We start from the raw sequence: 19633 nt of genomic DNA, 5'->3' as shown, positions 1-19633 counted from the left end.
CGCGCGTGAACCTGCGGCATGCTTCGACAGTGACCTACTTCGCCGCGGCATTGAGCATCCTGGCCTGCTTTCTAGCCCCGGGAGGCGCCGACCACAATGTTCGTATCCAGGAAGAGGTCTGGGCCTTGCCACTGCCGCTACCTATGTTCGCCTATGTGGTTCGGCCCGTCAGCGACGGACATTTCCTCATCGGCTTGCCCTACACGATTCCGATGTGGGCACCGCTCGTCGAACGATTCCTTGACGCGCAGAAATAGCCGCAGAGCTGGCGCCTGGAGGCAGAACATGATCGACGCAACTTCAGTGCTTTTGTCCGGGCGTGCGCTCGTCTGCGTGTCGATATTGTTCGCGGCGGCTGTTGCCCGACCAGCTTCAGCGCAGAATATAGCCGCGCCAAAGCCGACCCCAGAGGTAAAGTCCGCCGAAATCGCACCTCGCGGGCAGCGCGAAGCCAAGGACATCACCTATGGCGGCTGGACAAAGCTTTGCGTACGGCCTGCAGGAACGCCGATGCTGTGCCGAACCTCGATCACGGGGCGGTTTGCTACGGGTCAGATGGCAATCCGCGTGGACCTCATCGAGCGTGACGGCGACCCCATTGCGCGCCTACAAGTGTTTGTTCCCGTCGGCATGTATCTGCAGAAGCCGGTCAAGCTGACGATCGACGGGGCCAACGTCCAGTCATTGCCTTACACCTGGTGCCTGAGCAATACCTGCATTGCCGCCGACGCAGCCGATCCCAAGTTCATCAACGACATGGATGCCGGCACGGCTCTCGTCCTTGAGGTCACCGACTCCAACCTTCTGTCTCTGACGACGTCATTGCCGCTGGCACAGTTCGGCCCGGCTCACAAAGGCGCGCCTGCACAGATCCTGGAGCAGGACATCGAGGAGTGAGCAGGTGAGAACAACTCAAGCGCTCTTGGCGCAGGCGCGTTCAACCGTTGCGATCAGCTCGCTGGCCGCGAAGGGCTTGCTCAAATAGGCCGCACAGCCGGAATCGATCGCGGCCGCCTGATTTGCCTGGCTGTCGTTGCCCGTGATGTAGACGACAGGCACCTTAGCGCCGTCACTTGCCAGCTTGCGCCGCAGGGCGATACCCGACTCGCCGTTCAGATTGACGTCCAGCACGAGGCAGCACGCGTCTTCGAGGTGGCCATGACTAAGCAATGCACCGGCGGACTCGAAAACAACCGCGGTAAAGCCGTGGTTCCGCAGCAACCGCTCCATGCTTCGCCGCATCGATGAATCGTCATCCACAACGTATATTGACCTGCGTGCAAACAATGGGTGAGCTTTCTCATCGAACACTCTGCACCCCCCTCACAACGACGAGGCGCCGCAAATGTTCCTGCGCAAATCCAACGGCCAACTAGGCAGTCGTTGCCAGAATCTGTCAACAATATTTCGTATTGTCCTATCGTACAGGTCTGATCGCGCGATTGACGTCACCTACCGCAAACAGTCCGACGGTTCACGCCGGCTGCGAGCTCAGAAGTCCGAGCCGCTCGGCGACGGAGACCAGCTCGGCCAAGGACGGCACCTGCATCTTTGTCATCACCTGGTGCCGATGCGCCTTTACGGTGCGCTCGGTGGTTCCAAGCTCGTAAGCGATTTGCTTATTGATCTTCCCGCGCACGATGAGGTCGAAGACCTGTCGCTCGCGTCGCGTCAGAGACGTCAAACGAGCACGAAACGAATCCAGCTTGCCCTGTTGGCCGCGCACCACCTCTTGTCGAACCAGTGCGCGCTCGATCGCGTCGATCAACTGTTCCGAAGATACTGGTTTGGTCAGAAAGTCTTCCGCGCCGGCCTTGATCGCGCGAACAGTCGTTGCGGTATCAGCATGCCCTGTCAGGAACACGATCGGCAACGGCGAAGGTCGTTGGGCGAGGCACGCTTGCAACTCAGGGCCGCTCAGGCCCGGAATCTGCACGTCGAGCAGGATGCAGCCCGGATGTTCGGAGCCCGGGGGATCCTCGAGCAATTGTTGCGCCGACGCGTAGGTCACAACCTCATAGCCGGCAAGCTTGAGCCGACGCTGGATGGCGGTGCGAAACGATGGGTCGTCGTCGACCACATAGACGAAGCCAGGCAATGTTTTCCTCCCGACCTGTTCTTGCAAGCAGAACACCACCGCTCGCGCAAGCCTTAGAAGCAATTCAAGACGCCTCGCAGCCCGCGGTCAACATCAATGAAAGCAGCCCGCCCGCAGTGGCACGACTTCGGGCGGAATGCGCGACGTAAGCCTACGCCGCGCAATCCGACAGATGTTCTGACAGGTTTCTCATCCAGCGCACCATCGCCGTCCCTGTACTTTGGTACAATGCACCTACAGACAATGGCTGCAAAGCCTGCTTTTGGCTTAAACAACCTTTGCGGGAAGGGTGATTTATCGGCGGCTCCGTATTCCCGGTGACGGAAATAAGCTGCTCGCGATTATCGCGTCAGCACCAGTTCGGGAGTTGACCATGCTGGTTCGCAACGCTGCCGACGCTTCCTCGCGGCATCATTCACTCCGCGAGCTTGGCCTGAATACCAGTTCAAATCCGATCATCAGTTTAAACGAATTTACCTATAAAAAGGGCACCGAAATCTACGGCGAGAAAGAGCCGGCCGAATACGTCTATCAGGTCAAATCAGGCGCCGTGCGAAGCTACAAGCTCCTGTCAGACGGGCGTCGCCAGATCGGCGCCTTCCACCTGGTTGGCGACATCTTCGGGCTCGAAAACGGCAGCGAGCATAGATTCACAACGGAAGCGATCGTCGACACGACCGTACGCCTGGTTAAACGGCAGAGCCTCGAACTCGTCGCAGAAGGCGATGCCATGGTTGCCCGAAACCTGCTCAGCATGACCACCAACAACCTTCAGCATGCGGAAGATCACATGCTGCTGCTCGGCCGCAAGACCTCGCTGGAGCGGGTGGCGGCCTTCCTGCTCGAGATGGATACGCGGCTAACGGCCGCAGGAATTCTGGCCCTGCCAATGTCCCGGCGCGACATCGCGGACTACCTCGGATTGACCCTGGAGACCGTGTCCCGCGCCCTGTCCCGCCTTCACGACCTCGGCATCCTCGGCTTCATCGGCAACACCCAGCGGCAGATCATGCTCCTGGACCGGCATCAGCTCGCAGCTCTTGATGATCTCCAGAATTGAAGCCGGGCGCCGCGATTGCCGAGAGATGTTCAAGGGTCTTGCGTAACACCTCGAACAGGACTGCGGTCGACCAGCCGAACATCAGAATGCCGTTCATGGCAGTCATCGGCCCCGTCAGCCGCCATCCCTGCACTGGCGTGACATCGCCGTAGCCCAGCGTGGTGTAGTTCACGAAGGTGAAATACAGCAACTCGCTCCCCTCGGGCGCGGCACCAACCAGAGCGTAAGCCAGCGCCCAGACAAGAACCTCGACCGTGTGTGCAACCATCAAAATGACAGCTATCGTGACCATCACCGCCATCATGTGAGATCGGGGCCGCATTGTATGCTTCAATCCCGCGCTGCGGGCGATGTCGATCGCTGCAACGGTCACCAGCGCGTGAATCATGATGTTGATCACGCTAATGAAAGTGCCGAGCAGAAATTGGACAGCCATCGCGAGCTCCCTCCGACGCTGCCGGGGTTTGGTTGGTCAGCGCTGCCATCCGGCCCGCGGTATGATGCGGGCGTTTGATGCAGATCAACGTGGCGCGGGCGTGTACGCTCATTGCCCGCACCCCGGCCACCAAGGAGCCCGGTCATGACGCTCAGCTTGGCGCTCTCGGGCTACCCTTCATCAGCAGTGCCAGCGTGTGCCTGGCGATCATAAGATCCTCGTCGGAGGGGATGACATGGACCGGAATGCGGCTCGCCGGAGAAACCGCAGAATGGTCGGCGACTGCGGCATGCGTTCGGGGAAATGCGGCATCAAAGCAGGCGACCTGCGGGATTGCCGGGAAATTCGCCAGAATGGAACGGATTGGCGCCAAGTTGTGCGGCAGATCAAAAAGTGCGGACCTGGTCAACCGCTCCAGGCGGGCCATGACTTCATGATCGATTAAGACGGGGCGGTCATGCTCTGGACCGCCGTGAAGGACGCGGTGCCCGACTGCAATCGGATTTATATGAAGCTCGTCCCGCAACCAGGTGCTGGTGATGTCCATCGCAGCCGCAACATCCGGCACTGTTTCGACTGGATAAGCGCGATTGGCGAGCGGACCACCGCCAGCCTTGCTCGCCCGCAAGCGCGGACAGCGCCCGATGCCGTCCATCTGCCCCTTGAGCCGTTGCCGTAGCCTGCCTTCTCCTTCGACAGAGTAGATCTGGAATCGGAGATCAGAGGAGCCGGCATTGATGACAAGGATGGTGTCCATGGCACTCACACCGCAAATTTTGCAGCATGCCGACGCCCCGCATCGACTCTGATGGTCCGAGCAACGTCAGCGGGCGAGCCAGGCATATCCACCACCATCTCCGACCGGTCGTCGTATCTTCACCCGAGAGCTTCCATCGAGCTCATCGAGGTCAACGCTCGATTGCCAGCTGTGCGGGCGCAGCCCGTTCAGCGCGGATCCAGGCGACTGTCAACTCCCAGACGACAGACAGAATGATCGGTCCGATGAAGAGGCCGATGATTCCGTGGAAGAGAGTTCCGCCGATCACCCCGATCAGGATGACCAGCGCTGGCGTGGTCAGGCCGCGCCCCATGACGAGCGGCTTCAGGATATTGTCGAGCACCGACACGATCACGAGAAACACCGTCAGTAGGAGCGCGATCGGGAATTCCTTGTCGGTCCATATCCAGATGATGACCGGCAGGATGACGATGGTCCCGCCGATCTGCACGATCGACAGCAACAGCACCACGAAAGCAAGAAGGCCCGCGCTGGCGATGCCGGCGAGCTTGAAACCTATTCCCGCCAGCAAGGCTTGGATGATGGCAACGCCGATCACGCCTTGAGCCACCGCACGGATCGTGGCTCCTGCCAGGTCCAGAAAATGCTCGCTTTGGTCCGGCACGATGCGGGACAGAAAGCTGCGCCCTGCGGCCACGAGCTGAGGTCCATACGGAAACAGCACGCCGGCCACCGCCACCGACAGCAGAAACTTGACCGTTCCCACACCAGCATTGCCGGCAAACCCAAGCAAGGTGGACGCGAATGGCTTCAAATAGGGCACGACCGCGCGCAAGAGCGACCGGAGGTTGGTCGTCGCCTGATCCCAGAGATCGAAGAGCTGAGGCCCGATGACTGGCCACTCTTTGAGCGACTGCGGCGGCGAAGGCACATGCAATTCACCGGCCGTCACCTGGGCGGCAAGATCGGTGATCCCGTCGACCGCGCCCATGCCCAGCCAGGTCGCCGGTCCGATCACCACAGCCAGGTTCACGAGCGTGAGGATCGTCGCCGCAAGCTTCGGCCGTCCGCCGAGAATGTCGCTGAGGCGCCGAAACGCCGGGTTCAGCGCAGCAGCAAGCACGACACTCCAGGCCAAAATGGGGATGAATGGACGGACCAGGAGGAGCGCCCAGACGAGCAGCAGCCCCAGCAATCCGAGTCGGATCAGAAGCTGGATGATCTCGTCTCCGGAGAATATCTGACGGAGTGTTTTCACGGACGCGCCTTCAGCCATGCCGCGCATGCTGAGGCGAACTAGCCCCTGCTCTCACGCCGCACGCTTGATCCAGATCAAGCGTCGAGCCTCTTCTAGGGCTGAGGTCCAGACAGAGTCAGCTCGCGCTCGGCCCGAAATATGTTGCCGTAGAGACTCGCTATCCATTGCCGGCCTCGGGACGTCACGTTGAGATGACGTATCGCCGGCTGGATCTGGGGAGCTACGTTACTCCAATAGAATGGCGGATATTTGTAAACGATGTCCGCTGGCGTCGCGTAGCCCAAGGTCCTGTTGAGGCCGATCTCCTCGAATTCGTAGAACAGCGCGTTGGACTTCTTCAGGTAGTTGGGATCGCCGAGCTGACCGATGAGATCGGCGGCCCGCAACAGCAATCCTTCCTCCTCGATCAGGCTATCATTGGAAGACATCGTGTAAGGAAACCGAGTGTATTCGATCGCCCGAGCAACCCGGCCGCTCGACGGAATCCAACCGCTCCAGCACGAACAGTTTTGAGCGATCGACATTCTATGGCGCGAGAGCCGCATCGGACGATTCTCGCGGCAGACGAACCGTTTTGCCGGTAACGTCCGCAACGCGCAGGCTTCCACTACGGCTCCAAAAACAGGAGGCCAAAAATGAAGCCATCCATCGCATTAGCAGTTGCATTGATGACGGTCGGGTTCGTCTTCACGAGTTCTGGGAGCGCCAACGCCGTCGCATACTGCCAATACGTGGACTATCCCGCGCATTGCGTTGCAAGACCGGGCGTCCTCCTGGGGGTGCGTCCTGTCGCGCGCGCTGGCGCACGAGAAGCAGTGCGGCCCGGCACACCGACCAATCGCGGCGGTCCGGTCGATCGCGTTGGCAGGCGCCGAGGATAGGACGCGCCAAAGCGCAAAAATGAGGGCCGGCGTCGCTGCCGGCCTCCTGAAGACATCAGACCAGGAAAGTTCAGTACCTCGCGACGACCGGATTGCTGCCCCAGCCAAACCGGTAGTTGAAGCGCACGGTGAGCATATCCACGTCCTGGGTGATCCGATCGTTCACGAAAGCAGCAAGTCGCGGATCAGCGACCGTAAACGAATTATTCCGGTGCCCCATGAACAGATGGTCGTATTCGAGACCCACCGACCAGTTCGGCGTGAAGCCATACTCGAATCCGACACCGATGACACCACCCCAGCGGGTTGCGCTTTGCGCCGCGAGCTCGGCGCCGGTCGCAGTATCAAGTACGCTGAGGCGATTGTCTGTCACCGCAGCGCCGCCTTTCACGTAGAGCAGTGACGCATTCCAGGCGTAGCCGATCTGGCCGGTGAAGAGGCCGATAGCGCTGGTTTTGGCGCGCGTGGAGAGCGTTGGATCGAACAGGCTGACGCGCTGATTGCTGAGATCCGCCCAATCGCCCTGAGCTTCCAGACCAAACACCCACTGGCTGGCCTGCCAGCGATAACCAAGCTGGCCACCGATAACACCACCGGAACGATCGCGGCAGCCGGAAGCGACGGCGACGCCGGCCGCGTCAAGGAAATCGACGCAGCTGTGGTTCTGCGCCCAGCCACCATTGCCGCCGATGTAGAGCCCCGTCCAATTGTAGATCGGAATGATCGGTGCCGGGGGCGGCGCCTTCACGGCCATATCGGCAGCCATGGCGGGTCCCATGGCCAGCGTCACCACGCCAATGGTTGTCAGCAGAAGTCTTTTCATCATGCTCTCCTTGCCGGCCGCTTTTTGATTGCTCGAACGGTGGCTTGTTGCCCTGCGATCATCCCCCAACTTCCAGCTGAAACTCTACGGGCGAGGGCACAAACTCCACGTGCCATAATGGCAACACTCAAGACATTTCGAACGTGACATCGGCATGAAGCACCAAGACATGCTGCCTATTTCTCCGGTTCGCGCTTGTCATCGTGGCCGCCAACCTCGCCGCCTCGGTCTTGCTCTATCCAGGACGGAATGTCGCTCGAGGGAATCAGCCGTCGTGGCAAAAAGGGATTGAGCGTGCCTGCAAACACGATCAATCCCTCATTGAATTTCTCTCGCGCGAAAGCCCGCGCCTCGGCTTCGCTCTCGAATGTGCGTGTCTCCCGTGGACTTCGCCGCTTCGGCAAGGTCCCACGCTTGTGCACCTCGAATGTGACGTAGCAGGTCTGCGGCATGCGCCAGCTTCCGGATCGCGATCAAGCAGACTTCTGCCGGCGAGCGATGATCGGTGAGAGCATGTTGACGTCCTAGTTGCGCCGCTCTTCACGGCGCTCCGTGCGCCCTGAACGCCTTTCCTGGCGGCGTTCAGTCCGGCCCGTGCGCCGTTCCTGACGTCGCTCGTGGCGGGCTCCCCGCCTCTCCTGGCGTCGCTCCATGCCGATCGTCTGCGCCGGCGCTTCTGTTCCTAACAGCACCGTGCCGGGTGCCGCCAATCCGAGTACAGCGGCCCATCCGGGCAATGAAAGAGCCCCGCGACGATCTAACCGTTCAAACCTTGACGTTTCACTCATGTCAGTTACTCCCGATCTTGAAGGACATTTGATTGGGCAATCCCTCGACGTGCACTCGTTGATAGTATCGATGGCAGGCGCCCCACGCCGAAGATGCGACGATCGGAGACGCTCACCAAACCTGGTTGCCAAACCAGCCGTACTGCGGCGGCCGCGCGACGAGGCGGATATTTTTTTCGATGTGCCTCCGCGCACTTTTGTTTTGACGCTGCGGCTTCACATCAGCTTTTGTCGACGGACGCGCCGGCGGTCGTTCGGCATCGGCTGCTCCTAGCTGAGCGAAGGCCTCGCGAGCGCGCCTCTGTGAGAGGTCGGCGCCCGGCAGGGCACCAGGCTCGACCTTGGCGATGTCGGTTGCGACGATCGTCGGCAGGCTAGTGTCGAGAACGACCCGCTCGGGCAATTTCCAATCGGAATGGATGCGGATGGTCGCGGAGCGCGCAGCTCCACCGTGGATGGCAGGCCGATCCTGCACCAGGGCGTCCACAACGAAGAGCATCGCGAGCAACGCACCGCCGACATAGACCAGATATCGCGAGATGGGCATTGTCGGCGCCATTGCCGCCGCAGACCTTCGTCTGGCAAGCAACGGGCCACGGCGGCAGGATTGGCGAAGAAATGCGACCTGCATGGGCATGGCTGCCTAAATCGAGCCGCCGTTGCTTCCGCCGCGGCGCGCCCCTGGTGAAGCACTTGCTGATGCATCGGTGGCGCTTCACTGGTAAGCGCACGCACGCTGCAGCAGGCTAATGTTCACCGCGTTCGAATGCGGCGTCGCTTGAGCCAGATCAACAAACTGAATTTTCGCAACACCGCCTGGCGTAGTATCGCGCGGCTTGGTCAGTGGCTGTGACATGCCCCTTGGTACAATGACCGGAAGGTCAATTGCAGAGACGTGGCACGCAACGCAGAGTTCTCACCGCGTACATCGAGCTTCTGGCAGGGAGGGACGATGATGAGTCAATTCGAGCTGAGTTCGCGCGCAGCACTTTGTCGGCAGCTCGCAAGCGAGGATGCGGCAAACCGCACCGTCTGGATGGCTGAGGCAAGAAGCTGGTCGCTTATGGCGGCAGAGGCGCTTCGTGATGAGCGCGGATCGGACGAGGGTGTCGTCGCCAGATTCTTCTTTGCGTTCAGCAAATTGGTCGCTGCGCAACAGGATCCTACGAACCGATCGGCAGAGCTGATGAAGAGCAGATCCCGAACCGCGATGCCGTCTCCGAGCTCGTCCCCGACTGCCTGAAGCATTCTGGCGAAAAGCACTCGCACAATTGCATACTTGGCTCCAGTGCAGAGAGAGCCGGCGCTGCCACCGTGACAGCGAGCTTTCCGATGGTGGGCCGCACTTGTCGGGCTGGAGTGCTATCCTCCAGATTCGCATTATTTGATCCGAACTGATCCTGCGAATTCGAAGGAGAAGCAGATTCGATTTGTTTGATTCCCTTGATCTAACGCAAATCGCCGCCCTGTTGTGGCGTTGGTGTTGTGGCGTTGAAGTTCATTTTTTGAGAACGTCCATGAAGATAAGCGCAAGGAAGATTGCCGTCGCCGCGCTCGTATGCGGCACGGCGCTGTTCATTGGCTTGACCGACCGAAGCGGGATCTCGCTGCGACTCGACAACGCCCAAGCGGCCGCCCGATTGTACGTCACTCCTTATTATCGCGGTCACTACTACACGAATGACGGTTTGCCCTGGTACGCGGTGCGAGCTTATTACTTCGGCGGGCCGTGGAGCTACGGCTATAGCGGCTGGCCGACTATGCGGCGCGCAACGGCACCGGATGCGTCCCAGGCTCGTTGGTGAAGGGCGGTGATGGCATCATGTATGTGTGCCAATAGAGCTTGATGATGGCGCGATGGGCGGCGCTCATTGAGCCGCCGCCTCTCGCGCCAATCTGCGCTCAGGAGATCGACGCCTAGGGGGAGGATACCATGACCTACGGTGGGCACCGCGTGTGTCCGCGTTCTGGTTAACGGCAGCTACGTCTGCCGCTAACATCTCTTGCTGGCAGTATGTACACCGCATCCTGCAGGATGAGTTCTTGCAGGATGTGCTGTTCAGGTCGAGCTTCAGATAGCTGGCGCATGGGCGGCGAGGACGCAAAATGCGATTGGCATTGGCGTGGTCATCGGCACGGTAGATTGGATGTTTCATCTCTACCGTCAAACGTGGTCCCCAGAAGACAGCTAAGCGACTTCAGCCTTTGAGCCCCGGTCAGTGCCGGGTTCATGAGACTGGCATCAAAATGATCGGTGAGTACATCTTGCAAGATGGCCGACGACTGGGGACGCGCCGGGTCGCAAGTATTGACACCGCTTTCGTCGATCAGCTCTTCGAAAGCTCTTCAAAGAAGCCAAGGGGAAGGCATGTTACCCGCTGCTAATGGCAGAGCTCGGTGCGATCAAGGAGCTGCGTCCGACAGGAGGTCTGATGTTGCGACGTGATGGGAGCAGTCTACCCTAGTTTGGCAAGGGCGAGACGCTGACTCAAGTCCAACGCATCACGAAGAAAATTATCTTGGCTGCAGGTTTACGGCCCGAGCTAACTTTTACCTCTTTCGGCCGCCACGGCGGCACGACCGAAGCAAGCACATCCGGGCTAACGGAAACGCAGCTAATGAAGAAGGGTCAGTGGTCGTCGACGGCAGCTATGGCGCACTATCTGCACGACGACGATCAGGCAAAGCAAGATGCGCAAATGAAACGCATCAAGCGCCGTGCAAAACAAGCGAAAGGAACGTTTGTCAGAATGAGAATGCGCGGCTTGTCAGAATGGAAAGGCCTTAACGCGCTAAGTTATTGAAATAATTGGAGCGGGTGAAGGGAATCGAACCCTCGTATTCAGCTTGGAAGGCTGCTGCTCTACCATTGAGCTACACCCGCGACAGGGGCTCCCTAACACGGCCGGGCGGCGGTCTCAACTGCCCAAGATCAACTGCCTAAGAGACGGCTTCCAGCGTCTGCCCGGCCCTACGAACAGCCGCTGGTTCCTCCCGACCCGCCTCCCCTTAACAACGCCGGAATTGCCGCCTATATTGAAATCTTCCGCAACCAACGAAAGGAGGTGATCCAGTGTCTTTTACCAAGCGCTGTCACCTCGCTGGGATCGCCCGCTAAGCCTTTAATAGAGGCTTGGCATCGGGGCGCTCTCAGCCCTGGACCAGCGAGCAAGAAATCGGGCGCGACGGGGGCCTTCCCCGCCGCGCCTTTTTCGTTGGCATCGCGCGCCGGCTGCTCAGGCGGGCGGCTCGCCGGCGAGGACCTCGCGGATCCTCAACGACAGGTCCGCCTTCCGGTACGGCTTCCTCAGCAGCGCAACGCCGGGACCGAGCTGACCCTCGTGGTCGAGGGCGTTGTCGGTATAGCCGGACGTATAGAGCACCCTCATCCCCGGGCGGAGGCGCCACACGGCCTCGGCCAATTCCTGCCCGTTCATGCCGCCGGGCATGATGATGTCGGTGAACAGCAGATCGAATTGGGCGCCCTGCTGCACCAGCGCAAGCGCGGTTGCGCCGTCGCCGGCTGCGAGGATGCGATAGCCGAGGCTGCCGAGCTGGGCGATGACATAGCCCTGCACCAGCGGATCGTCCTCGACGACGAGAATCGCCTCGTGCCCGCGTGCCGCCGCGGGCGCCTGGAGCGAGCCGGTCCTGGCCTGCGCTCCGCCCGCAGATCGCGGCAGAAACAGCCGAATCACGGTGCCGCGGCCTTCCTCACTCTCGATCGCAACGCTGCCGCCGCTCTGCTTGGCGAAGCCGTAGACCATGCTGAGGCCGAGCCCGGTGCCGCGACCGACCCCTTTGGTGGTAAAGAACGGCTCGAACACGCGGTCGCGGATGTCGGCGGGGATGCCATGGCCCGTGTCGGCCACCGCAACCATGATGAAGGCGCCGCGCGTGGCATCGCCGTCACCAGCACCATCCGCGCCATCGAATTCGCGGTTCGCGGTCTCGAGCGTCAGCGTGCCGCCGCCAGGCATCGCATCCCGCGCATTGACGGCGAGATTGATGATCGCCGACGACAGCTGCGACGGATCGGCCATCGCCGGCCAGGCGTCGTCCGCGAGGCGGGTCACGATCTCGATGTTTCCGCCCAGGATCGGCTTCAACAGCTTCGCCGTCTCGAGCACGAGGCCGTTGACGTCGATCTCGCGCGGCTCCAGCGGCTGCCTACGCGCAAAGGTCAAGAGCTGCGAGGTGATCTCCGCGCCTCGCGCCGCCGCATCGTCAATGAGCTGGGCGATCGCGGCGAGGTCGGGCTTGTCCGCCAGCCCCTCCCGGATGATCTCGATGGTGCCGGTGATGACAGTGAGCACGTTGTTGAAGTCATGCGCGACGCCACCGGTGAGCTGACCGATCGCATCCATCTTCTGCGACTGGCGAAGCCGCTCCTCCGTCTCGTGCTGCTCGGTCAGATCAGTAGCCGAACCGCGATACCCCATGAAGCGTCCATCGCCGCTGAACACCGGCTGGCCGTTAACGCTGAAATGGTGCGCGCGGCCAGCCGCATCGCGGCCGCGATACTCGAACTTCCGGAACGGCTCGTGGCGATCCAGCGTGGCCCAGTGACTGCGCCATTTCTGCGGCTCGGCATCGTGGTCGAAGGCGGCGTCTGAACGGCGCCTGCCGATCAGCGCCTTGGGGTCCATGCCGAAAGCACCGGCCCGATCTGAAATATAGGTGAACACGTGATCCGGACCGGTCTCCCAGAACCAGTCGGATGCGGTCTCGGCATAGTCACGGAAGCGCTGTTCGCTCGCGCGGGCGTTCTCCTCGGCATGCCGCCGGATCTTCAGGTCGCGCTCGAGATTCCCATTGGCCGCGCGCAGCTCGCCATAGGCATGTTCGAGGTTGGCGCACATGGCGTTGAAAGCAACGACCACCTTGTCCAGCTCGTCGGCCTCGTCAGGCGGCCGGCGCTCCAGGCGCAGCGGCGGCGGCGGCCGGCCGAGGCTGTACTTGCCGACGTACTCGGCGATCGCGACGAGATGCCGGGTCACCAGCAGATGAAACATGTAGATGATGAACAACGAGACGAGGAACGTCTTTGCCGCCTGGCTTGCCAGAATGACGAGGGCCCTGTTCAACAATTGCTGATAGACGTCGGTCAGCGTCGCCTCGACCCGGAGCGTGCCGATGGCACGCGAGGTCCCCTGCACCATCGTGCTCAGCGGAAACTCCCGGGTCATGATCGAACGAGTGTTTCGCTCGCCGACTTCCACGCGGATCGGATTGGGCCGATCGGCGATCTCGCGGACCTCCGCCGCACGGATGTCGGGCAGCCGCAGAATGCCATCGAGCTGGAGCTTGAGCTGGTTCTGGTCGAGATTCCACAGGCTCTCTCCGAGGCTGCCCGTAGTGCTGCGGCCGATCTCGTCGAGCCGCGTCTCAATCAGTCCGACCTCACGATTGTAATCCAGATAGAGCTGGAGCGCGGTCAGGGTCAGCGTCACGACCGATGAGAACAGCAGCACGGCGGCAAGCAGCCGAGGCCCGACGCCGCTGCGCGACCAGTTGAAGATCCGCGACAGGAGCGCCGCGAACATCGGAGGCGCGAACGGGGCGCCGATGCCGGTCAAATCCTGCTTCGAAGCCGCCGGCGCAATGGCGCGGCCACGCTTGATATCATCGTCACCTGCGTCGCCCATGCACCATGTCCTCGAAAATGGCGGCACCTGCTCAGCTTACCGATCGCAGCCGCGAGCAGGTGAACGGTTGAGGCGCTGCCTCAGCACGCGATACACGTGGCGATCTTGTCGGCCGATGATCCTGTTGGCCCTTGGGCGGCTTGAGCTCGACGGGGTCATATCTTGCGCCCAGCAGCAGGCTTCCCAGGCAAACTACCACCTCGCGTGCTAGAATGACATCGGTGAAAGTCCGGAGCCGCCATACAGCGGGAACGCGCTCTCAACGTTGCGGACCGGCGCAGCCGCCATCTCCGGTAGATCGCGGCACCGGAATCCGATGGTAGCAGGGCACGCCCAAGAGGCATGGCCAGGGAGATGCGTCATGAGGCGGATAGTCGTGGTCTGCCTGTTGCTGCTCGCGGCAGGCCCGTCGCAGGCGCAAGAGGTCATCAGGCTGGCGCGCATCGCCGATATCCCCGATCAATATGTCGGCGGCGAGATGCTCCGCGCGGTCTATGCCCGGCTGAACATCAAGCTCGAATTCGAGGATGTGCCCGGCAAGCGCGCGCTCGCGCTGTCGAGCACCGGCGAGGTCGACGGCGAGGTCCAGCGGATCGGAACGCTCTCTCGCGACTATCCGACGCTGATCCAGGTGACACCTGCGATCAATTACATCGAGCCTACTGTCTTCACCACGAAACTGCAGTTCGACGTCGCCGGCTGGAATTCAATTAGGGACTACAGCATCGGCATCGTACGCGGCGTCGGCTCGTCGGAAGCCGGTACGCGCGGCATGACCCGGGTCACGGCGACGACAAGCCTCGACAACATGGTCAAGATGCTCGACGCCGACCGCATCGACGTGATGGTCACCGACCTCTTCAGCGGGTTGGCTGCGGTGAGGAAGCTCAATCTCCAGGCCAGGATCCATCCGCTCTCACCACCCCTCGAGCGCATCAGCATCTACCACCATCTGCATGAACGGCATCGCGATCTCGTGCCGAAGGTCGGAAGGATGATCGAGCAGATGGAGGCGAGCGGCGAAATCGCCCGGTTGCGGGAAACCCTGATCAAGCAGGTGCTGAGCGGGATGTGACACGCGGTCAGGTCGTGCGAGTCCGCTCCCGCACCGCAACCGCCGCGATCAACAGCCCGACGCACCAGGCCATGGCCGCCCGCGGCGGCTCGCTGCCGAGAAGCACGGTGAAGATGCCCGCCAGCAGGCTTGGCGCCATCGCCTTGCCGGACCTGCTCGCGAGCGAGAGCAGGAACGGCATCGCGGCGATCGATATCTGCACGACGTTCATGGTCGCAGGCTGTTTCGCAAGCATTGGGCTTAGAAGCCGCAAACGTTCATTGCGCGCGGGCGCTTGCCGCGCCGGCTTTCAACGATGCGCTCGCCGCCGCTCTCGGCCGAGCTGTCGTAATAGCGATGGTGGCCGCTCTGGTCGTGCAGATCCGCAAGCTCCGACTTTCCCGTCCGACGCGCGTCGCAGATGATCTTGATGGTCGACATGGCCGCCTCCGAAGTGCTCTTGGTGGCAATCAGTCGCGCCGATTTCGCGCGGCGTTCACACCTTTCGGCCGCAATCGGGTTTCGGGAAGGTTTCGTCGCCGCACCCGCGACGCAATATTTTCCGCAGCCCCATTGTCGGCTGCGACGGTGGTGATACGTCCTTTGGACGCGCGCAGCGAAAATCAACGAGGTGACGATGCTTTACGCCATCCTGGCCTATCACGTGGAAGACGAGATCTTGTCCTGGACGCCCGAGAAGGACGCCGCGGTCGTGGCAAAGGTCATCGAGGTTCAGGCTCCCCTCCGGGCAAGCGGGCATTTTGGCCCGGCCGCCCGCCTGGATGAGACCCGAAAGGCCCGCACCTTGCGCGGCCCCGGCGCGGGGGTCGTGCTGGACGGCCCATTTGCCGAGACCAAGGAGCAGCTTCTGGGCTTCCACCTCGCCGAGTACGACACGGAAGAGGAGGCGATCGCGGCGGCGCGAACGCTGCGCCAGGTCAATCCCTCAGCGGTCTACGAAATCCGCCCGGTCAAGCTTTACGTGCCGGCCGACGGGTTCGGCGCGACGCCCTCCGGCGAATGAAGGGCAGGCTTAATTGTCCGTCCCGGTGGGCCCGACATAGAAGCGCTGGATCAGCAGCCCGCCGAAGGCGATGAACCACACGAACGGCGCGACTTGCGGCGCGAACGCCGCAACGACCGTGCCCGGGATGAACACCAGCAGCGGAAACAACGAGGCCATGATCTCCTGGCGCCAGCCGCCCAAGATCCTCCACCACAGCCAGGCATTGAGGCCGGCGATTGCAGTCAGGTGCAGGCCGTAGAGCACGGCGACCGCACTGCTCGTGGCGTAGTTGGTGTAGAGGCCGTTGGTCACCGGCAGCAGCACGATCGACAGCAGGAAGAACAAATTGAGGATCACCGCGCCGCGGCTGCCGACGGGCTGGCGCGCCAGCCGCCGGTGATGGCTGATCCAGAACACGCCGGCGATGATGAAGCTGAGCGCAAGACCCGCGAGCTTGCCGGAATAGACCCGGGCGAGATCGTTCCAGTCCGGCGCGCTGGTGAAGACCGCGGCCCTAGGCAGATCGTAGGCGAGCAGCGTCATGGCGACGCCAAAGATGGTGTTGCTGAGCGATTCCAGCCGTCGCATCTCGAACTGGTCGGATTTGAGCTCGGTCATGCCGGGTGGCGCTTTTCGGAATGGAACCTTGGGCCGTCTTGTCCCTAGGTCTTAACATCGGTCCCGTCCAGACGCATTGCGATTCGCAGCGGGATCGCCGACTCTGGCTGTTTCACCGGGGCGATTCGTGGCGACATATCTGGACACGCTCAATGCGGAGCAACGCCGCGCCGTGGAGCATGGCGTGGCCGATGGTGCGACCGTGGGCGCGCCGCTGCTCGTCATCGCCGGTGCGGGCTCCGGCAAGACCAACACGCTGGCCCACCGCGTGGCGCATCTGATCGTCGCGGGCAGCGATCCGCGCCGCATCCTCCTCATGACGTTTTCCCGCCGCGCCGCGGCCGAGATGGCCGGCCGGGTCGAGCGCATCGCCCGAAAAGTGCTCGGCGAGAACAATGCCGCGATCATGCGCGACGCGCTCAGCTGGGCCGGCACGTTCCACGGCATTGGCGCACGGTTGCTGCGCGAATATGCCGAGCGGATCGGCGTCGATCCTGCCTTCACCATCCACGACCGCGAGGATTCCGCCGACCTGATGAATCTGGTCCGGCACGAGCGCGGATTGTCGAAGACGGAGAGCCGCTTTCCCGCCAAAGGCACCTGCCTGTCGATCTACTCGCGCTGCGTCAATGCCGAGATGGAGATTGAGAAGGTGTTGGGGGCGCACTATCCCTGGTGCGCAGGCTGGGCGGCCGAGCTGAAGGGCCTGTTCGCGGCCTATGTCGAGGCCAAGCAGGCCCAGCACGTGCTGGATTACGACGACCTGCTGCTCTACTGGTCGCAGATGATGAGCGATGCGCTGATCGCGGAAGAAATCGGCGGCCGCTTCGATCACGTCTTGGTCGACGAATATCAGGACACCAACCGCCTGCAATCCTCGGTCCTGCTGGCGCTGAAGCCGGACGGACGCGGCCTCACCGTCGTCGGTGACGACGCGCAGTCGATCTATTCGTTCCGCGCCGCCACGGTCCGCAACATTCTGGATTTTCCGCAGAGCTTCTCGCCCCGCGCCGAGATGATCACGCTCGACCGCAATTACCGCTCGACGCAACCCGTGCTGGCGGCGGCGAACGGCGTCATCGGTCTGGCGCGCGAGCGCTTCACAAAAAACCTCTGGACCGACCGCAGCTCCGCGCAAAAGCCGCAGCTCGTCACCGTGCACGATGAGACCGACCAGGCCCGTTACATCGTCGAGGAAGTGCTGGCCAACCGCGAGCAAGGCGCGCTCCTGAAGCACCAGGCAGTGCTGTTCCGGACCTCCTCGCATTCGGGCCCGCTGGAGATCGAGCTGACCCGCCGCAACATCCCGTTCGTCAAGTTCGGCGGGCTGAAATTTCTCGATGCCGCGCATGTCAAGGACGTGCTGGCGCTGCTGCGCTTCACCGAAAATCCGCGCGACCGCGTCGCCGGCTTTCGCATCCTGCATCTGTTGCCGGGCATCGGACCCGCGACGGCGCAGCGCGTGCTCGATCAAATGGCGGAGAGCTCCGATCCGCTCGCCGCGCTCGGCCAGCTCCCGGTGCCGCCGCGCACCGGCGCGGACTGGACCGACTTCGTCCGCACCATCGAAAATCTGCGCTATTCGGAATGGCCGGCCGATCTCGAACGCGTGCGGCTCTGGTACGAACCGCATCTCGATCGCCTCCACGAGGATTCGGAGACGCGCCGCGCCGACCTGATGCAGCTCGAGCAGATCGCGAGTGGCTATGCCTCGCGCGAGAAATTCCTGACCGAGCTCACGCTCGACCCGCCGGATGCTGCCAGCGACAAATCCGGGCCGCCCTTGCGCGACGAGGACTATCTGATCCTCTCCACCATCCACTCCGCCAAGGGCCAGGAGTGGAAATCGGTATTCGTGCTCAATGTCGTCGACGGCTGCATGCCGTCGGATCTCGGCGCCGGCACCAGCGCCGAGCTTGAGGAGGAACGCCGCCTGCTCTATGTCGCGATGACGCGCGCCAAGGACGACCTGCACCTCGTGGTGCCGCAGCGCTTCTTCACCCACGGCCAGCAAGCCAAGGGCGACCGCCACGTCTACGCCTCGCGCACCCGCTTCATCCCGGAGCCGCTGGTCTATCTGTTCGAGCGCACCGCCTGGCCGAAGGCTGGGGCAAGCGCGGCCCGCACGGCGGCGCAAGGGCCGAAGGTCGACATCAGGGCGCGGATGCGCGGAATGTGGCGGTAAGACACAAGAGGCTGGTGTCGAGACCTGTCAGCATAACTGGACAACAGAGGTCCGACATGAAAGCCGTCGTCGTCGAGCAATACGCGCCGATCGATCAAATCGCCCTGAAGGACGTTCCGTCTCCACGCATCGGGCCCGGACAGCTGCGTGTCCGGGTAGAGGCTGCAGGAATCGGATTTGTTGACGGTTTGAAGATGGAGGGGCGCTATCAGACCAAGGATCCCCTGCCCTTCATTCCCGGAACCGAATTCGCAGGCATCGTGGACGAAGCCCCCGGCGCACCGGGCGGCTATCAACCCGGGATGCGCGTAATGGGGATGACGCGCTCGGGCGCGCTTGCCGAAGAGATCGTCGTCCCCCCCGAAGCGCTCTATCCCCTGCCGGACAGCGTCGCGGCGGAGGTCGCCGCTTCGTTTCGTGCCAATTACCTGACCGCCCTCTATGCGCTGAGTGCGCGCGCGTCGCTCGGCGCAGGCGAACAGCTTCTGGTGCTGGGCGCAGCGGGCGGCACGGGAATCGCGGCCGTCCAGATTGGCAGGCTGCTCGGCGCCCGTGTGATCGCAGCGGCATCGACACCAGACAAGCGCGCGTTCGCGCGACAGCACGGCGCCGACGCTGTGGTGGACTACACGCAGACCAACTGGCGCGACACGCTGAAGGAATTGACCTCAGGACGCGGCGCAGACGTGATCTTCGACCCCGTCGGCGGCGAAGTCTCGGTACAGGCCTTTCGCTCCATCGCCTGGCGCGGCCGTCATCTCGTGGTCGGTTTTGCCGCCGGCGCGATCCCGGCATTGCCATTCAACCTGCCACTGCTGAAGGGCGGCGCCCTGCTCGGCGTCGACCTCGCGCAGCTTCCAATCCGCGAGCCCGAGGTGCAGAAGCGCCTGATGTCGGAGCTGACGGCCTGGTTGGTCGAGGGCCAGCTGAAGCCTGTGGTCGGTCGCATCTTCGCGCTGGATGACTTCCGGGAAGCGTTCAGGACGATGCAGACGCGCGGGGCGCTTGGCAAGATGGTCGTGCGCATCTCGAAATAGGA

The 19633-nt window shown here is 62.3% G+C and carries 21 protein-coding genes, 1 tRNA gene and 2 pseudogenes; 10 read left to right on the top strand and 14 right to left on the bottom strand.

What is annotated here, in order from left to right; all coding sequences use genetic code 11:
- Positions 1-5 precede the first annotated feature (5 nt).
- Positions 6-257, top strand: coding sequence for a hypothetical protein (locus IVB54_RS16005; RefSeq protein WP_247362267.1), 252 nt, complete (start codon positions 6-8; stop codon positions 255-257).
- 28 nt (positions 258-285) lie between these two features.
- The gene (locus tag IVB54_RS16000; protein WP_247362265.1) at positions 286-897 is read left to right on the top strand and encodes an invasion associated locus B family protein; all 612 of its coding nucleotides are present in this window, start codon (positions 286-288) and stop codon (positions 895-897) included.
- A 15-nt stretch (positions 898-912) separates the two neighbouring features.
- Here the strand turns inward: IVB54_RS16000 and IVB54_RS15995 are convergent, their stop codons facing one another.
- Both IVB54_RS15995 and IVB54_RS15990 read right to left on the bottom strand, forming a co-directional pair.
- Entirely contained in the window at positions 913-1260 is a 348-nt protein-coding gene (locus tag IVB54_RS15995; protein ID WP_345956893.1) for a response regulator, read from the bottom strand.
- Between the two features lie 214 nt (positions 1261-1474).
- Positions 1475-2098: a response regulator gene (locus IVB54_RS15990; protein WP_247364663.1), complete on the bottom strand. Its 624-nt coding sequence runs from the start codon at positions 2096-2098 to the stop codon at positions 1475-1477.
- Positions 2099-2471: 373 nt separating this feature from the next.
- On the opposite strand from IVB54_RS15990, the gene IVB54_RS15985 reads away from it, so the two are divergent.
- Positions 2472-3158, top strand: a complete 687-nt coding sequence (locus IVB54_RS15985; protein ID WP_247362263.1) for a helix-turn-helix domain-containing protein — start codon at positions 2472-2474, stop codon at positions 3156-3158.
- On the opposite strand, the gene IVB54_RS15980 is transcribed toward IVB54_RS15985, so the two are convergent.
- From IVB54_RS15980 to IVB54_RS15965, 4 genes and pseudogenes are all read right to left on the bottom strand, one after another.
- Positions 3106-3594: a potassium channel family protein gene (locus IVB54_RS15980; protein WP_247362262.1), complete on the bottom strand. Its 489-nt coding sequence runs from the start codon at positions 3592-3594 to the stop codon at positions 3106-3108. The two genes, IVB54_RS15985 and IVB54_RS15980, sit on opposite strands and share 53 nt — an antisense overlap.
- A 262-nt stretch (positions 3595-3856) precedes the next feature.
- Positions 3857-4351, bottom strand: a pseudogene (locus tag IVB54_RS15975) (acetate kinase); the annotation flags it as partial.
- 151 nt (positions 4352-4502) lie between these two features.
- Positions 4503-5618, bottom strand: coding sequence for an AI-2E family transporter (locus IVB54_RS15970; RefSeq protein ID WP_247362260.1), 1116 nt, complete (start codon positions 5616-5618; stop codon positions 4503-4505).
- A gap of 65 nt (positions 5619-5683) precedes the next feature.
- Positions 5684-6170 (bottom strand): annotated as a pseudogene (locus IVB54_RS15965) (metal-dependent phosphohydrolase); the annotation flags it as partial.
- A gap of 89 nt (positions 6171-6259) precedes the next feature.
- Between IVB54_RS15965 and IVB54_RS15960 the strand changes: the two are divergent.
- On the top strand, positions 6260-6472 hold the full coding sequence (locus IVB54_RS15960) for a hypothetical protein (RefSeq protein WP_247777513.1): 213 nt from the start codon (positions 6260-6262) through the stop codon (positions 6470-6472).
- 70 nt (positions 6473-6542) lie between these two features.
- On the opposite strand, the gene IVB54_RS15955 is transcribed toward IVB54_RS15960, so the two are convergent.
- The 3 genes from IVB54_RS15955 to IVB54_RS15945 form a co-directional block, all read right to left on the bottom strand.
- Positions 6543-7298 (bottom strand): outer membrane beta-barrel protein, encoded by a 756-nt coding sequence (locus IVB54_RS15955; protein WP_247364656.1) that lies wholly within the window; start codon positions 7296-7298, stop codon positions 6543-6545.
- Between the two features lie 173 nt (positions 7299-7471).
- Positions 7472-7747, bottom strand: a complete 276-nt coding sequence (locus IVB54_RS15950; RefSeq protein ID WP_247362258.1) for a hypothetical protein — start codon at positions 7745-7747, stop codon at positions 7472-7474.
- Positions 7748-8195: 448 nt separating this feature from the next.
- Positions 8196-8582, bottom strand: coding sequence for a hypothetical protein (locus tag IVB54_RS15945; protein ID WP_247364649.1), 387 nt, complete (start codon positions 8580-8582; stop codon positions 8196-8198).
- A gap of 931 nt (positions 8583-9513) precedes the next feature.
- Between IVB54_RS15945 and IVB54_RS15940 the strand changes: the two genes are divergently transcribed.
- Positions 9514-9888, top strand: coding sequence for a hypothetical protein (locus tag IVB54_RS15940; RefSeq protein WP_247481753.1), 375 nt, complete (start codon positions 9514-9516; stop codon positions 9886-9888).
- A gap of 813 nt (positions 9889-10701) precedes the next feature.
- Positions 10702-10887 carry a hypothetical protein gene (locus IVB54_RS15935; protein WP_247777357.1) on the top strand — a complete coding sequence of 62 codons (186 nt, stop codon included), beginning with the start codon at positions 10702-10704 and terminating at the stop codon, positions 10885-10887.
- Positions 10888-10893: 6 nt separating this feature from the next.
- On the opposite strand, the gene IVB54_RS15930 is transcribed toward IVB54_RS15935, so the two are convergent.
- A tRNA-Gly gene (locus IVB54_RS15930) sits at positions 10894-10967 on the bottom strand.
- A 352-nt stretch (positions 10968-11319) separates the two neighbouring features.
- Positions 11320-13731: an ATP-binding protein gene (locus IVB54_RS15925; RefSeq protein ID WP_247777356.1), complete on the bottom strand. Its 2412-nt coding sequence runs from the start codon at positions 13729-13731 to the stop codon at positions 11320-11322.
- A gap of 361 nt (positions 13732-14092) precedes the next feature.
- Here IVB54_RS15925 and IVB54_RS15920 point away from each other — a divergent pair, with 361 nt between their 5' ends.
- Complete coding sequence (locus IVB54_RS15920; RefSeq protein ID WP_026233506.1) at positions 14093-14806, top strand: transporter substrate-binding domain-containing protein; 714 nt, start codon at positions 14093-14095, stop codon at positions 14804-14806.
- Positions 14807-14813: 7 nt separating this feature from the next.
- Here IVB54_RS15920 and IVB54_RS15915 read toward each other — a convergent pair whose 3' ends face one another.
- Together IVB54_RS15915 and IVB54_RS15910 are read right to left on the bottom strand one after the other, a co-directional pair.
- Positions 14814-15017: a hypothetical protein gene (locus IVB54_RS15915; protein WP_026233505.1), complete on the bottom strand. Its 204-nt coding sequence runs from the start codon at positions 15015-15017 to the stop codon at positions 14814-14816.
- Positions 15018-15046: 29 nt separating this feature from the next.
- Positions 15047-15226: a hypothetical protein gene (locus IVB54_RS15910; RefSeq protein WP_247362250.1), complete on the bottom strand. Its 180-nt coding sequence runs from the start codon at positions 15224-15226 to the stop codon at positions 15047-15049.
- 196 nt (positions 15227-15422) lie between these two features.
- Between IVB54_RS15910 and IVB54_RS15905 the strand changes: the two genes are divergently transcribed.
- Entirely contained in the window at positions 15423-15809 is a 387-nt protein-coding gene (locus IVB54_RS15905; protein ID WP_247362247.1) for a YciI family protein, read from the top strand.
- A 9-nt stretch (positions 15810-15818) separates the two neighbouring features.
- Here IVB54_RS15905 and IVB54_RS15900 read toward each other — a convergent pair whose 3' ends face one another.
- Positions 15819-16409, bottom strand: a complete 591-nt coding sequence (locus tag IVB54_RS15900) for a TMEM175 family protein (protein ID WP_247299708.1) — start codon at positions 16407-16409, stop codon at positions 15819-15821.
- A gap of 127 nt (positions 16410-16536) precedes the next feature.
- On the opposite strand from IVB54_RS15900, the gene IVB54_RS15895 reads away from it, so the two are divergent.
- A complete protein-coding gene (locus IVB54_RS15895; protein WP_247362244.1) occupies positions 16537-18594 on the top strand; it encodes an ATP-dependent helicase in 2058 nt (685 codons plus the stop codon).
- Between the two features lie 56 nt (positions 18595-18650).
- Positions 18651-19631 (top strand): NADPH:quinone oxidoreductase family protein, encoded by a 981-nt coding sequence (locus IVB54_RS15890; protein ID WP_247362241.1) that lies wholly within the window; start codon positions 18651-18653, stop codon positions 19629-19631.
- Positions 19632-19633 lie beyond the last annotated feature (2 nt).

The organism is Bradyrhizobium sp. CW1 (assembly GCF_023100665.1).
Lineage (GTDB): Bacteria > Pseudomonadota > Alphaproteobacteria > Rhizobiales > Xanthobacteraceae > Bradyrhizobium > Bradyrhizobium canariense_D.
The sequence above is the reverse complement of the archived record's forward strand: the minus strand, read 5'-3'. Positions and strand labels throughout refer to the sequence as shown.